General features: G+C 68.2%; 17 protein-coding genes. 11 read left to right on the top strand and 6 right to left on the bottom strand.

Annotated features, from left to right (window positions below; genetic code table 11):
* Window positions 1-76: 76 nt before the first annotated feature.
* From gap to OHA18_RS36465, 7 genes are all read left to right on the top strand, one after another.
* Window positions 77-1084 (top strand): type I glyceraldehyde-3-phosphate dehydrogenase, encoded by a 1008-nt coding sequence (gene gap / locus OHA18_RS36495; RefSeq protein WP_328999935.1) that lies wholly within the window; start codon window positions 77-79, stop codon window positions 1082-1084.
* A gap of 96 nt (window positions 1085-1180) precedes the next feature.
* Entirely contained in the window at window positions 1181-2374 is a 1194-nt protein-coding gene (locus tag OHA18_RS36490) for a phosphoglycerate kinase (RefSeq protein ID WP_328999934.1), read from the top strand.
* 4 nt (window positions 2375-2378) lie between these two features.
* Window positions 2379-3191, top strand: a complete 813-nt coding sequence (gene tpiA, locus OHA18_RS36485; RefSeq protein WP_328999933.1) for a triose-phosphate isomerase — start codon at window positions 2379-2381, stop codon at window positions 3189-3191.
* Complete coding sequence (gene secG, locus OHA18_RS36480) at window positions 3188-3421, top strand: preprotein translocase subunit SecG (RefSeq protein ID WP_130448352.1); 234 nt, start codon at window positions 3188-3190, stop codon at window positions 3419-3421. The genes tpiA and secG overlap by 4 nt, the downstream gene beginning before the upstream one ends.
* Window positions 3422-3434: 13 nt before the next feature.
* Window positions 3435-3794 (top strand): RNA polymerase-binding protein RbpA, encoded by a 360-nt coding sequence (locus tag OHA18_RS36475; protein ID WP_131296896.1) that lies wholly within the window; start codon window positions 3435-3437, stop codon window positions 3792-3794.
* Between the two features lie 167 nt (window positions 3795-3961).
* Entirely contained in the window at window positions 3962-4933 is a 972-nt protein-coding gene (locus OHA18_RS36470; protein ID WP_328999932.1) for an SMP-30/gluconolactonase/LRE family protein, read from the top strand.
* A 10-nt stretch (window positions 4934-4943) separates the two neighbouring features.
* Entirely contained in the window at window positions 4944-5798 is an 855-nt protein-coding gene (locus OHA18_RS36465) for an LLM class flavin-dependent oxidoreductase (protein ID WP_328999931.1), read from the top strand.
* Here OHA18_RS36465 and OHA18_RS36460 read toward each other — a convergent pair.
* Together OHA18_RS36460 and OHA18_RS36455 are read right to left on the bottom strand one after the other, a co-directional pair.
* Entirely contained in the window at window positions 5779-6267 is a 489-nt protein-coding gene (locus OHA18_RS36460; RefSeq protein ID WP_328999930.1) for a DUF6328 family protein, read from the bottom strand. The genes OHA18_RS36465 and OHA18_RS36460 overlap by 20 nt on opposite strands.
* 82 nt (window positions 6268-6349) lie before the next feature.
* On the bottom strand, window positions 6350-6559 hold the full coding sequence (locus OHA18_RS36455; protein ID WP_130385526.1) for a cold-shock protein: 210 nt from the start codon (window positions 6557-6559) through the stop codon (window positions 6350-6352).
* A gap of 412 nt (window positions 6560-6971) precedes the next feature.
* On the opposite strand from OHA18_RS36455, the gene OHA18_RS36450 reads away from it, so the two are divergent.
* On the top strand, window positions 6972-7244 hold the full coding sequence (locus OHA18_RS36450) for a protealysin inhibitor emfourin (RefSeq protein WP_328999928.1): 273 nt from the start codon (window positions 6972-6974) through the stop codon (window positions 7242-7244).
* Here OHA18_RS36450 and OHA18_RS36445 read toward each other — a convergent pair.
* On the bottom strand, window positions 7241-8695 hold the full coding sequence (locus OHA18_RS36445; RefSeq protein ID WP_328999927.1) for a beta-N-acetylhexosaminidase: 1455 nt from the start codon (window positions 8693-8695) through the stop codon (window positions 7241-7243). The genes OHA18_RS36450 and OHA18_RS36445 overlap by 4 nt on opposite strands.
* A gap of 91 nt (window positions 8696-8786) precedes the next feature.
* The gene (locus OHA18_RS36440; RefSeq protein ID WP_328999926.1) at window positions 8787-9995 is read right to left on the bottom strand and encodes an MFS transporter; all 1209 of its coding nucleotides are present in this window, start codon (window positions 9993-9995) and stop codon (window positions 8787-8789) included.
* A 49-nt stretch (window positions 9996-10044) separates the two neighbouring features.
* On the opposite strand from OHA18_RS36440, the gene OHA18_RS36435 reads away from it, so the two are divergent.
* Window positions 10045-10719 carry a CGNR zinc finger domain-containing protein gene (locus OHA18_RS36435; protein WP_328999925.1) on the top strand — a complete coding sequence of 225 codons (675 nt, stop codon included), beginning with the start codon at window positions 10045-10047 and terminating at the stop codon, window positions 10717-10719.
* 181 nt (window positions 10720-10900) lie between these two features.
* Entirely contained in the window at window positions 10901-11317 is a 417-nt protein-coding gene (locus OHA18_RS36430) for a VOC family protein (protein WP_137256831.1), read from the top strand.
* 42 nt (window positions 11318-11359) lie between these two features.
* Here OHA18_RS36430 and OHA18_RS36425 read toward each other — a convergent pair whose 3' ends face one another.
* On the bottom strand, window positions 11360-12106 hold the full coding sequence (locus OHA18_RS36425) for a phytanoyl-CoA dioxygenase family protein (protein ID WP_328999924.1): 747 nt from the start codon (window positions 12104-12106) through the stop codon (window positions 11360-11362).
* A gap of 70 nt (window positions 12107-12176) precedes the next feature.
* Between OHA18_RS36425 and OHA18_RS36420 the strand changes: the two genes are divergently transcribed.
* Entirely contained in the window at window positions 12177-12995 is an 819-nt protein-coding gene (locus OHA18_RS36420) for a helix-turn-helix transcriptional regulator (RefSeq protein WP_328999923.1), read from the top strand.
* On the opposite strand, the gene OHA18_RS36415 is transcribed toward OHA18_RS36420, so the two are convergent.
* Window positions 12992-13837 carry a DinB family protein gene (locus OHA18_RS36415; protein WP_328999922.1) on the bottom strand — a complete coding sequence of 282 codons (846 nt, stop codon included), beginning with the start codon at window positions 13835-13837 and terminating at the stop codon, window positions 12992-12994. The genes OHA18_RS36420 and OHA18_RS36415 overlap by 4 nt on opposite strands.
* Window positions 13838-13883: the final 46 nt, after the last annotated feature.

The following is a 13883-nucleotide window of genomic DNA, read 5'->3' as shown; positions in this document are numbered from 1 at the left end:
GGCCAGGTGGGCTGTTGGGCTAGTGTTCGGGCTGTAGCGGCAGTGCTCGACAGCTAGTTCAAGGAGACGCAGTCCCGTGACCGTACGCGTAGGTATCAACGGCTTCGGCCGGATCGGCCGTAACTTCTTCCGCGCCGTGCAGGCGTCCGGTGCCGACATCGAGGTCGTCGCCGTCAACGACTTGACCGACAATCAGACCCTCGCTCACCTGCTGAAGTACGACTCGATCCTGGGCCGCTTCCCGGGCGAGGTCTCCGCCACCGACGACGACATCACCGTCGGCGGCAAGAGCTTCAAGGCGTTCGCCGAGCGCGACCCGGCCAACCTGAAGTGGTCCGACGTCGGCGCCGACGTGGTGATCGAGTCGACCGGCTTCTTCACCGACGCCACCAAGGCCAAGACCCACGCCGACAACGGCGCCAAGAAGGTCATCATCTCCGCCCCGGCGAAGAACGAGGACCTGACCGTGGTGATGGGCGTGAACCACGAGCTGTACGACGCCGAGAAGCACACCGTGATCTCGAACGCGTCCTGCACCACGAACTGCATCGCCCCGTTGGCCAAGGTTCTGAACGACGCGTTCACGATCGAGAAGGGTCTGATGACCACGATCCACGCGTACACCCAGGACCAGAACCTGCAGGACGGCCCGCACAAGGACCTGCGCCGCGCCCGCGCCGCCGCGCTGAACATCGTCCCGACCTCGACCGGCGCCGCGAAGGCGATCGGCCTGGTGCTGCCGGAGCTGAAGGGCAAGTTGGACGGTTACGCGCTGCGCGTCCCGGTCCCGACCGGCTCGGCCACCGACCTGACCGTCACGGTCGGCCGCGACGTCACCGTGGAAGAGGTCAAGGAGGCCTACAAGGCGGCCGCCGCCGAGGGCTCGCTGAAGGGCTACCTGACCTACACCGAGGACGAGATCGTCTCCACCGACATCGTCACCGACCCGGCGTCCTGCATCTTCGACGCGGGCCTGACCAAGGTGATCGGCAACCAGGTCAAGGTCGTCGGCTGGTACGACAACGAGTGGGGCTACTCCAACCGCCTCGTCGACCTGGTGAAGCACGTCGGCGCCTCGCTCTGACCGAGCGCTGACACAACTCTGATGTTCCCCCGCTTGCGTCCGGAGAGCCTGGTGCTTCTTCCGGACGCAAGCTCGTTCACCCGAGAAAGCTGAACTGTGAAGACCATCGAAGATCTCGGCGACCTGGCGGGCCAGCGGGTACTGGTCCGGTCCGACCTGAACGTGCCGATCAAGGACGAGGTGATCGGCGACGACGGCCGCATCCGCGCCTCGCTGCCGACCCTGGTCAAGCTGGCCAAGGCCGGTGCCAAGGTCATCGTCACCGCGCACCTCGGCCGCCCCAAGGGCGAGCCGAACCCGGCGTACACGCTGGCCCCGGTGGCCAAGCGGCTCGGTGAGCTGCTGCAGCCCGAGGGCATCACGGTGCACTTCGCCGGCGATGTCACCGGCGACAGCGCGCAGACCGCCGTACAGGACCTGGACGAGGGCGAGGTCCTGCTGCTGGAGAACGTGCGCTACGACCCGCGCGAGGAGTCCAAGGACGAGGCGGAGCGGGGTGCGCTGGCCGACGAGCTGGCCGCGCTCGCGGACGTGTTCGTCAGCGACGGCTTCGGCGTCGTGCACCGCAAGCAGGCGAGCGTGTACGACGTCGCCCGCAAGCTCCCGCACGCGGCTGGTGGCCTCGTGCTGGCAGAGGTCGAGGTGCTGAAGAAGCTGACCGAGGAGCCGGCCCGGCCGTACGTCGTCGTGCTCGGCGGCGCCAAGGTGTCGGACAAGCTCGCGGTGATCGACAACCTGCTGGCCAAGGCCGACAAGCTGCTGATCGGTGGCGGCATGGTCTTCACGTTCCTGAAGGCGCAGGGCCACGAGGTCGGGAAGAGCCTGCTCGAGGAGGATCAGCTCGACATCGTCCGCGGTTACCTGAAGGAGGCCGCGGACAAGATCGTCCTGCCGACCGACATCGTGGTCGCGCCAGAGTTCAAGGCGGACTCGCCGGCCACCGTGGTGGCGGCGGACGCGATCCCGGCCGACCAGCTCGGCCTGGACATCGGCCCGGACTCCGGCAAGGCCTTCGCCGCCGAGATCGCCGGCGCGAAGACGGTGTTCTGGAACGGTCCGATGGGTGTCTTCGAGATGGCGCCGTTCGCCGGCGGAACCAAGGCCGTCGCGCAGGCGTTGACCGAGGTGGACGGGCTGAGCGTCGTCGGCGGCGGTGACTCCGCGGCCGCCGTCCGGCAGCTAGGCTTCGCCGACGACGCGTTCGGGCACATCTCCACCGGTGGTGGGGCGTCGCTCGAATACCTGGAGGGCAAGGAGCTCCCGGGTCTCGCCGTACTGGAAGAGGACTGACCTGATGGCCGACACCACAGCTGCCCGGACGCCATTGATGGCGGGCAACTGGAAGATGAACCTCAACCATGTCGAGGCCGTGCACCTGCTGCAGAAGCTGTCGTGGACGCTGCAGGACAAGAAGCACGACTTCGAGCGGGTCGAGGTGGCCGTGCTGCCGCCGTTCACCGACATTCGCAGCGTGCAGACGCTGGTCGACGGTGACCGGATGAAGATCAAGTACGGCGCGCAGGACGTGTCGACGCACGACGCCGGCGCCTACACCGGTGAGATCTCGGCGGCGATGCTCACGAAGCTGGGCTGCACGTACGTGCTGACCGGTCACTCCGAGCGCCGGCAGTACCACAACGAGACCGACGAGGTCGTCAACGCCAAGACCGCCAAGGCGCTCGAGGCGGGGCTCATCCCGATCGTCTGTGTCGGCGAGGGCCTGGAGATCCGCAAGGCCGACGGGCACGTCGACCACTGCCTCGGCCAGATCGACGCCGCGCTGGCCGGGCTGAAGCAGGACGACGTGCGCAAGCTCGTCATCGCCTACGAGCCGGTCTGGGCGATCGGCACCGGCGAGGTGGCGACTCCGGAGGACGCGCAGGAGGTCATCAGCGCGATCCGTGGCCGGATCGAGGAGTCGATCTCACCCTCGGTGGCCGACTCGGTACGGATTCTTTACGGCGGATCGGTGAAGATGGCCAGTGCAAGTGGCATCATGGCCCAACCGGATGTCGACGGCTGCCTGGTCGGAGGTGCGAGCCTTCAGGTGGACGAGTTCGCCGGCATCTGCCGTTACCTGGACCTTCAGTTAGGCTACTCCTCGTGATTCTCGCTTTCTCGATCGTAGTGATCGTCTGCAGCCTCTTCCTCACGCTGCTCGTACTGCTGCACAAAGGCCGCGGTGGCGGCCTCTCGGACCTGTTCGGTGGCGGTGTGTCGTCCAGCCTGGGTGGCTCGTCGGTCGCCGAGCGGAACCTGGACCGGATCACGATCGGTGTCGGTCTGATCTGGTTCGCCAGCATCGTCGCGGTCGGCCTGCTCTACAAGCTCGGCTGAGGGGTCGGTTCCCGTGGCTGGTGGTGGCAGTGCGATTCGTGGCAGCCGGGTCGGTGCCGGGCCGATGGGCGAGGCGGAGCGCGGCGACACCGCGCCCCGGCAGCGCATCGTGTTCTTCTGTGCGAACGGGCATGAGACCGCGACCTGGTTCGCGGTCGAGGCGGCCATCCCGGAGGAGTGGGACTGTCCGCGGTGCGGTCTGCCGACCAGCACCGATGTGAACAACCCGCCCCCGCCGCCGAAGATCGAGCCCTACAAGACCCACCTGGCCTATGTGAAGGAGCGTCGCTCCGAGCAGGAGGCCCAGGAGATCCTGGACGAGGCGCTGGAGAAGCTCCGCGCCCGCCGCGCTCGCGGCGAAGTCATTTTCTGAGACGTACCGCGTTCAGCCCGGATCGACCCTGGTCGGTCCGGGCTGACCCGTCTCCACCCACGGGGTAGGTTCACCCATCGCGTTGTGGGTTCGCCGACCGGTGTACGGGCGGGGAACCCACCGCGTGGCTGGTGAACCAGGCGGGTGGGACGGATAGGGTCTGCGGCATGACGTCGATCGCGCCGCTCCGCTGGACCCCGCCGCCCGCACCGCCGGTGCGGCATCCGAAGAACGTCGACGTCGACGTGGTCGCGCTTCCCGGTGCGGGTCCCGAGGACACCCTGATCGACGACGACGGCAGCGTCCTGACCGGCCTGTACGACGGCCGCATCCTGCGGGTCAGCGCCGACGGCAAGACGATCAGCACCCTCGCCGACACCGGCGGCCGGCCGCTCGGTCTGGAGTGGCTGCCGGACGGCACGATGCTGATCTGCGACGCGAACCGTGGGCTGCTGACGCTCGACAAGAACAATCGGATCACGACCCTGCTCTCCGAGATCGACGGCCGCCCGATGCGGTTCTGCAACAACGCCGACGTCACCGAGGACGGCACGATCTACTTCACCGACTCCTCGATCCGGTTCGGCATCGACGAGTGGATGGCCGACCTGCTCGAGCATTCCGCCACCGGCAGTGTGTACCGCCGTACGCCGGACGGAGAGATCACGCAGCTGGCGACCGGACGGGCATTCCCGAACGGCGTGGCGCTCAGCTGCGATCGCCGGTCCCTGTTCTGGGCCGAGACGGCGACGTACGGGCTGTACAAGCTCGACCTGACGACTGAGGGCGCCGAGCCGGTGCAGATCGCTGCGATCCCGGGTCTGCCGGATAACATCGCGCGCGGGTCCGACGGCCTGATCTGGGTCGCGGTCGGCTCGCCGCGCAACGCCGTACTCGACTTCCTGCTGCCGAAGCCGCCGGTGTTCCGCAAGGTCGTCTGGGCGCTCCCGGAGGCGCTGAAGCCGAAGGCCGCGGACATCATCGAGATCCAGGCGTACGACGAGAACGGCAAGCTGATCCACGACCTGCGCGCGAAGCACCCGGGCTTCCACATGCCGACCGGCGTCCGCGAGCGGGACGGGAAGGTGTGGCTGGGCAGCATCGGGACCAGTTCGCTGGCCACGTTCGCGACGCCGTAGGCTCGCGAGCATGCGTTTCGGGATTGCGATCCTGCCGGAGTACCGCTGGCGGGACGCCGCGCCGCGGTGGCGGCGGGCTGAGGAGTACGGGTTCGACCACGCGTGGATCTATGACCACCTGACCTGGAGCGGCCTGCAGGACTCACCGTGGTACGGGACGACGCCGACCCTGACCGCGGCCGCGACGGTCACGTCGACGATCAAGCTCGGCACGTTCGTGACGTCGCCGAACTTCCGGCACCCGCTCGCGCTGACCCGAGACATCCTCGCGATCGACGACGTCTCCGACGGTCGCTTCGTCTGCGGTATCGGCGCCGGCGGCAACCTGGACGCGACCATCCAGGGCGGACCCGACCTGACGCCGCGGCAGAGGCAAGACCGGTACGAGGAGTTCGTGAAGCTCCTCGACACGCTGCTGACCACCGATGGCGTCGACTTCAAGGGCGAGTATTTCGAGACGCGCAACGGCCGCACGTTGCCCGGCTGCATCCAGCAACCGCGGGTCCCGTTCATCCTCGCCGGCAACGGCCCGCGCTCACTGCGCTTCGCCGCCAAGCATGGCGACGGCTGGATGACCACCGGCGTCGACAAGACGAACCTCGACACCTGGTTCGCGTCCCTCGCCGATCTGAGCAAGCGCCTCGACGATCTCCTCGAGGGGCGCCGGCTCGACCGCTACCTGTCGATGGACAACGCGCAGTACGCCCTCTCCAGCCCGGCCGCCTTCGAGGAGATCGCCGGCCGCGCAGCCGCCCTGGGCTTCACCGATCTGATCACCCACTGGCCCCGCGCCGAGGGTGTCTACGCCGGCTCCGAGGACGTCCTGGAGCAGGTCGCGACCGAGGTCATTCCTCGTCTGCGTTAGTCCGGCGGACCCATGCGGGGACGACGTACCAGAGGACGGCGAACACGAGCAGCACGATCGCGACGACGATGATTGCGACCGGGCGGGGGAGTACGACGTCTGCGGCGAGCAGGACACCGCCGGCGATGGCCACGACCAGGAAGAGCATGCCGCCGATGGTCATCCGGTTGGCGATCGGGAGCATGCGGTCGCGGAGCTTCTGGCGGTAGATGATCCGGTGGAAAGACACCGGCGCCAGAAACAGGCCGACGGCCAGCGCGGACGCGATCAGCGTGACGGCGTACACGTCGTGGGTGAAGGTGTCCGCGTCCTGGAAACGGTTCTGGAAGGCGATGCTGAGCAGGAACGCGAACAGGATCTGGGTGCCGGTCTGGGCCAGCCGGAGTTCCTGGAGCAGCTCGTTCCATTGCCGGTCGAGCCGTTCGCCGGGGTCCTCGTCCGGTCGGCTGTACGGCGGGCTGTCGGTCACCGTCCTATTAGACCGGGAAAGGCAAGAGGGCCGCACACCGAATGGTGTGCGGCCCTCCTACTGGTTCAAGAAAGGGTGATCCTTACGACCCGATCGCGCGGATGTTCTCCGCCTGCAGCCCCTTCTGGCCCTGGGTGATCTCGAACTCGACCCGCTGGTTCTCGTCCAGCGAGCGGAAGCCCGACATCTGGATGGCCGAGTAGTGCGCGAACACGTCCGCGCCACCGTCATCCGGGGTGATGAAGCCGAAGCCCTTGTCAGCGTTGAACCACTTGACAGTACCGACAGCCATTTGTCTATCTCCTCGATGGCTTATAACAATCCGTGAACCACACCTCATGGATCACGCGTCGCCGAAAGGCCCCAGACGACAGACCGGCCATGCAGCACAGCAAAGTCAGGGAGTCCAAAACTGCAACGGCATAACTGTAGCCGTTCTGCGGCCTGATGGTAGGGGTGACCACAAACACGTGTCGCTGATTGTCAGGGACCGTTACGCTGCGTGGTCGCCTCTGTGCGGGCTTCCGAGGGTCGCTCCGGAGCCCGAAATCCTGCGCCGACCTGCTGGTTCGCGGCGGACGAGAGGTGCGGCACGATGGCAACGAAGGACAATTGACCGGTACGCCGGGTGATGGGCGCATTTTTCTGATCGATCATCCCGGCGTGTCGCGCGGGCATGAACAGGTACTGCGAAGGAGGCAAGCGTGATCGTGACAGTGACTCGCAGCGGAGGCTTCGCCGGCCTGACCAAGCACGGCGAACTCGACACCAGCGACCAGCCCGACACCGACCGGCTCGAGGACGCGGTCCGGGCGCTCGGCGCGAAGGACTTGGGCTCCGGCCGGCCACAGCCGGACCGGTACGTGTACCGGTTGGTGGTGCGTGACGCCCACGACGCGGACGCCACGCAGCACACCGTCGCCGAGCAGGACGTGGACGCCACCACAGCCTGGCTGCTCGACCGGATCCTCAGCTAGCGCCAGTCGATCTCCGGTGCCCGGTAGAAGTTGACTCCGAGCACCTCCCAGCGTGGGGCCTGCTCGGCCAGCCGGTCGCGGTACGCCGTCCAGTCGAGCGCGGACTCCGCCGACCAGCCGAGCTCGGCGATCCCTGGCAACCGCGGGAACACCAGGTACTCGATCTTGCTCACGTCGTCGACCGTCTCGGTCCACAGCGGCGCCTCGACGCCGTCGATCGCGCTGGCCGGTACGTCGGGGACCAGCGTGGCCGGATTCCAGTTGTACGACTGCTCCACGCTGACCAGCCCGGCCCAGTCGAGGCCCAGCTCGGTGTTGGCGTCGTACTTCATGTCCAGGTACGCACGGTTGGCGGGCGAGAGCACCAGCGTCGCGCCCTGCTCCACCGCCTTCTGTGCAAGCACCTGAGCCTTGGGGTCTTCGGTGCCCCAGTACTGCACGACAGTGCCGGCGGGCAGCGGTCCGTCGGCGATCTCGTGCCAGCCCATCACCCGCTTGCCGTGCTTCACGACCAGCTCGGCGGCCTGGGGCACGAAGGCGAGGTACTCCGAGTGCGGTGTCGAGTGTGCCTCGTCCCCGCCGAGGTGCAGGAAGTCGCCGGGCGTCTGCTCGGCCACCTCCCGGAACACGTCGTCGAGGAACGCGTACGTGACCTCCTTGTCGATGGCGAAGGAGCTGAAACCGACCTCGGTCTCCGTGTAGAGGTCCGGTGCCTGGTCGCCCTTGTTCAGCTCGGGGTACGACGCCAGCGCGGCGTTGGTGTGACCAGGCGTGTCGATCTCCGGCACCACCGTGATGAAGTGCTCCGCGGCGTACTGAACGAGCTGGGCGTACTCCGCCTTGGTGTAGTAGCCACCTGCGCCGCCGCCGACCTGCAGGCTGCCGCCGTGGGCCGTGAGGTTGGGCCAGGAGTCCACCTGGATCCGCCAGCCCTGATCGTCGGACAGGTGCAGGTGCAGGCGGTTGACCTTGTAGAGCGAGATCAGGTCGATGACGCGCTTGACCTGGTCGAGGGTGAAGAAGTGCCGGGAGACGTCGAGCATCATGCCGCGGTAGCCGTACCGCGGGGAGTCGGAGATCGTCGTACCCGCGATCTCCCACGGGCCGTCCTGCGGGCTGCCGGCCTCGGCCTTGGCGGGCAGGAGCTGGCGGAGCGAAGTGACGCCGCGGAAGAGACCCTCGGCGGTGGCTGCTGTGATGGTGACGCCGGACGCGGCCGCGCGGAGTTCGTAGCCCTCGGCACCCAAGGACTCCGGGCCTGCGGTGGACAGCGTGATCGTACCGCTGCCGTCCTGGATCGGCAGAGCGAATCCGGTGGACCGCCGGAGCTGGGCCGCGAACCGCTCAGCGGTGGTCCGGGCGGTGGGGGCGTCGAGGCCGATAGTGGCGTCGGACTGCAGCGAGAACGTCTCATCGGGAAGCGCCTGCTGCGCCGTAGGCTGCGGGATCATGACCGAAAGTGTTCGCGGCCCCAGATAATCCGTCAAGACCTTTCAAAACTTCTTGGCAAGGGCTGTCGCCAGCGCCAGACAGCGGTAAGCGTCAGACTGGCTCTTCGCAGACGTGTTGGCCATGACCGGACTCTGCCGGCTGCACCGGACGCCTGGTCAGCCACGGCTCGCACAGCATCACGAGTGCCGCGATCGCGGTCAGCAGGCCGCCGGCGAGCGCGACGCTGCGGACCGTTGTGTGGTCGATGAGCGCGCCACCGACGAACGCGCCGGCGGCGATGCCGACGTTGAACGCCGAACTGGCTCCGGCCGACGCGATGTCGGTGCTGCCAGGAGCGATCTGCAGCGTCCGGCTCTGCACCGCGACCGCGAGTCCGCTGAAGGACAGCCCGATCAGCGCGATCAGGATGCCCGTGGCCACCTTGAGCTCTCCGAGGGAGAACAGCCCGAACAACCCGACGGTGAGAACTCCGAACGGGACGACGACCGCACCCCACGGGTACCGATCGAGGAGCCGTCCGACGATCAGCGTGCCGGCGAACCCGCCTGCGCCGCTGGCCAGCAGCATCGGACCGAGCGCGTCGGACGAGAAGCCGGTGATGTCCAGCAGGAACGGCGTGACATAGGTGTTGAACGTCAGGAAGCCGGTGACTCCGATCGCCGCGGCGACCAGCAGGACGACGTACCCGCGGAGGTCCGGGGCGCTGCCGCGACGCGAGGGACTGTCCTGGACCTCCGTGCGCGGCAACAGCGTCACGATCCCGATGCAGGCAGCCGCACCGAGCACGGCCATCACCACGAACGGGACCCGCCAGCCGGCTTGCTCGCCGAGCCAGGTGCCGAACGGGATGCCGAGGATCGGCGCCAGCGCCGTGCCGATCGCGAGTCGCGCGACCACCCGGCCGCGGAACTCCGGCGGGAACAGGCTGGTCGCGATCGGCGGAGCGATCGACCAGAACAGCGCCTGCGAGATCGCGATCACCAGCCGCCCGCCGAACAGCACTTCGTACGTCGGGGCAGCGGCGGAGAGTGCGGTCGCAACGGTGAGGACGGCCAGCGTCCCGCCGAGCACCAGCCGGCGGGGGAGATGGTGGGTCAGCCGGGCCAGGGGGATGGAGGCGAGCACGACGACGACGGCGTACCCGGTGACGAGGAGGCCTATCTGCGAGCGTGACCGGCCGAGATCGTCGGCCATCACGGTCAGCAGCCCGATCGGCAGCACCTCGACGGTGACGAAGGAGAACGTCGAGACGCCGAGGAACACGAGCGCGGCGGCGGCTCGGCGGGACGAGAGTTGCATGAGGTCACCTGATCCCGGTAAAGGACTTGATGCTGGTAGCATCTCACCCATGACCGACAGTTCCCATGCGGAATTTCGCATCGTGGGCGGGCATCCCGCCCTTGATCTGGTGAACACGGTCACCCCGCGAGCGCGCGGCGGCGCGGTCGAGCACGAATACCTGACCTCGCCGGCTGACTTGCTCGCCTGGAGTCGCCGGATCGAGCTGATTGATCTGCGTGACTACAGCGCGATCGAGGGCACCTGGCGGTCGGCCCCGGAGCTGGCCGAGAAGGCGCTCGGCGCGACGCTGGAGATCCGCGAGGCGGCGTACGACGTGCTGGCGCCGCACGCGGCCGGCGTCGCCGTCGCGAAGGACGGAGTCAAGCGCAGCGAGGGTTCCGCCTTCGAGCGCTTGATGTTGCGCTGGTCGGCCGCTGCTGCGCGTTCGATGCTGATCCCGGACGCGGACCGGGAGCGCGGCATTGCGGAGCTGGTCGTCGGGACGTCGCCGGCGCAGCTGATCCCGGATCGCCTGGTGGTGGCCGCGGTCGAGCTGGTGCGGGCTGTCGAGCTGCGGCAGCTGCGGGCGTGTCCGGTCGAGGACGGCGGTTGTGGCTGGCTGTTCCTGGACCGCAGCCGGAACGGTTCCCGGCGCTGGTGCGCGATGGAGGACTGCGGCACCCGGGCGAAGATCCGCAAGCTGGGGGAGCGGCGCCGAGCTACCGGCGTACTCCAGTCGTAGTGGTAGCGTCCGCGAACCTTCACTGTCAGCGATCGGTTCACAGGTCGAGAACGCGTGTCGAAAGGTGCGAACTGTCCCCGGAACCTGTCATCGTAGGCGGCCGGGCCTTCCGACCAGAGGGACCTGGCCGGTCCTGCTCCGGACTAGGTAGCAGGCTGACGCAACAGAAAGTGGAGGACAGATGACGCAGGTGGCAGAGCAGCCGGGCAGTACTGCCGGGCGGCTCGGCTCGGTGGTGCTGGATTGCCCGGACCCACTCGAGCTCGCCCAGTTCTACTCAGCGCTGCTGGGGCTGGACATCGACGAGAACGGTGACGACGACTGGCGGAGCCTGACCGGCCCCGGCTCGTCGCTCGGGTTCTCGACGCTGGCCTTCCGGCGCTCGGAGCAGTACGTGCCGGCCACCTGGCCCGGCACCGATGCGCAGGATCTCCATCTCGACCTCATCGTCGAGGACCTCTCGAGCGGTCACGCGACCGTGGTCGCCCTCGGCGCCGAGCCGCTCGACCCCCTGGACCCGCCGCCCGCGGAGAACGCGCGTGGCTGGCGGATCTACGCCGACCCGGCGGGCCACCCGTTCCGGATCTGCCTCGAGTAAGCAGTCGAAGGCCCGCCCCAGCCGGGGCGGGTCTTCGCATGTTCAGGCCCAGGCGCTGCTGCCCGTGAACGGGAAGTGCCGCTCCTCGACGAACTTCGGCCGCGGCTGGTAGCTGTTCACCCCCGGCTCACCGCGCAGGTGGAACGCGCTCGGGTACGGCGTCTCCGGATCGGTGATCCGGGTGGACGTCGGGATGTAGCGGATCGTCAGCCCGCAGCGCCGGTTCGGCGAGGTGTTCGCGTTGCTGCCGTGGACGATGTTCGGGTGGTGGACCTCGACGTCGCCCGGTGCGAGCACCATGTCGACCGCCTGCGCCTCGTCGACCTCGACCGCGATCTCCATGCCGAGCACGTTCTCGACGTCGGTGTTGTTGCGCATCCCGGCCACCCCGGACCGGTGGCTGCCCGGGACGACCCGCACGCATCCGTTCTGCGGTGTCGAGTGGTCGACCGCCAGCCACAGCGTCACCACCTCCATCGGGTCCAGCGGCCAGAACGCCGCGTCCTGGTGCCACAGCACCGGCTGCCCGGAGTACGGCGGCTTGGAGATGTAGTGGGAGGCGAACAACGCGATGTCCGGCCCGACGAACCGCTGGGCGATGTCGACGAGCCGGTCGTCGCTCACCAGGCGGACCCAGAACGGATCGTCGCGCAGGTACACATGGCCGAGCTGCTCAGGCCGTACGTCGGGATGCCGGGCCTGCAGCCACTCGACATGATCGTTCACTTCCTTGATCAGCTCTTGGTCGATGACGTCGCGGAAGATGACGTAGCCGTCGGTCTCATACATGTCTTCAGCGTGCAGCCGCGCACATCCGCCGGACTAGCAGCGGACTGACGAGAATTTGTACTGTGTTGAGGTGGAGCAGATCCTGCGCTTCGAGGCGCACGCGTTCGGGCGGCCGTACCACGCGGCGCGAGTGCGGATCCCGGCGCGCGCCCGCGACACCGAACTGCACACCCACGCGGACTTCCACGAGTTCATGGGCGTCGTGTCCGGCCACGGCGAACACCTGCTGACCACGGGTGTCGCAGAGCTGCGGCCGGGCGACGTCGTTCTGGTCCGCCCGAGCGACCGGCACGCCGTCCGCGGCTCGGTGCCCGATGGCCTCGAGTTCGTCAACGTCGCCTTCCCTAGCTCGCTCTGGCAAGGCTTCCTGGACCTGACCCGCACCGCCACCTGGTCGTCCCGCGGACCGATCAGCTTCCACCAACCGGCCGCGATCGCCGTCTTCGAGCAAGCCTTGGCCCGCTTCCAGGACAACCCCAGCACCTACGACCTGCTGCGGTTCTGGATCGATCTCGTCGAACTGCTCGCTCCGGCCGACGCCGCAGGCCCCGGCGTACCCGACTGGTTGGCGAGGGCGTGTACTGCGATGCGCGCCGAGCACAACCTCCACGGCGGCGTACCCCGGCTGCTCGAACTGGCCGGCGTGAGCCCCGCGCATCTGTCCCGCTCGATGCGCGGGGCGTACGGCGTCACCCCGACCGCCTTCGTCACCGACCTCCGCCTCGAACACGCCGCATCCTTGCTGGCGGCAACCAATACGCCGATCGCGATCATTGCGGCCCGCTGCGGGTTCAGCAGCCAGTCCTACTTCACCCGGACGTTCACCGCGGCGCACGACCTCCCGCCCCGCGACTTCCGCCGCCGGTCCCAGCGCGCCTTCGTGCCCTAGAGCGATTCCAGGTACGCAATCGCGTCGGCGTGCTTGAACCACTTCGCCCACCCGAGTACGTCGGCGTTGAACCGCGGATCGGTCACCGAAAGGTCCGCTCCACGCCCGACCAGGAACCGAAGCGTGTCCAGGGAGCCGGTCCCGGCCGCAAGGTGCGCTGCGGTGAAGCCGTTGGCAGTGCGCTCGTCGACACCGAAGCCGAGGTCGGCGAGCTGCGTGATGACGTCCCATCGGTGCGCCGCAGCAGCCTCGGCGAGCAGCGCCGGGCGCTCAGCCGGCGTGAGCTCACCCGCAATCGCGGCCGCGAACGGGTCCTCGGGATGCGCTCCCCGGTAGAAGTCGCGGACCGTACCCACCTCGGCTCCGTGGTGGATGAGCTCGTCGAGGATGTGCAGGGCGAACGAGCTGCCGGCGTGCTCGGCGTACGGTCCGGCGACCTCGCCCATCGCGCGGCCGAGGTCCTCGGGGCTGAGTGCGGCGAGGCGGTAACGCCAGACCGCGTACGCGTGATCCAGCGCGGCCAGAGCGTCCGCCGCGGACGCCGGCACCGGCGGCTGGCCGTCCTCGGCAAGCGGCTGGTGCCCGAACCAGGTGGCGGTGCGGTCCTCCTGGAGGATGTCGACGATGTGCGTGATCCGCCAGGCCAGCGTGGTGAACGGCGCCGGCTCCGGAGGGATCGGGGTCCCGTCGGCGACGTACCCCGCCTCGGTCTTCCGGATCGACCAGCAGCCGTCGAACGGTTCCCAGAGGTATTCCTCGTCGGTCAGGCCCTCCACCCGGTGGCGCAGCCGCTGCCAGGCGAAGTCGGACAGGTCGAGGAGATCCTGCGAAAGCGTCGTCATAGCGCCACCGTAGAGCGACCTGCGGACAGGATCGGTCCGCAGGTCG

Source organism: Kribbella sp. NBC_00709, assembly GCF_036226565.1.
Taxonomy (GTDB): domain Bacteria; phylum Actinomycetota; class Actinomycetes; order Propionibacteriales; family Kribbellaceae; genus Kribbella.
Note: the sequence above shows the minus strand (reverse complement) of the source record. Positions and strands in the feature narration are given on the sequence as shown.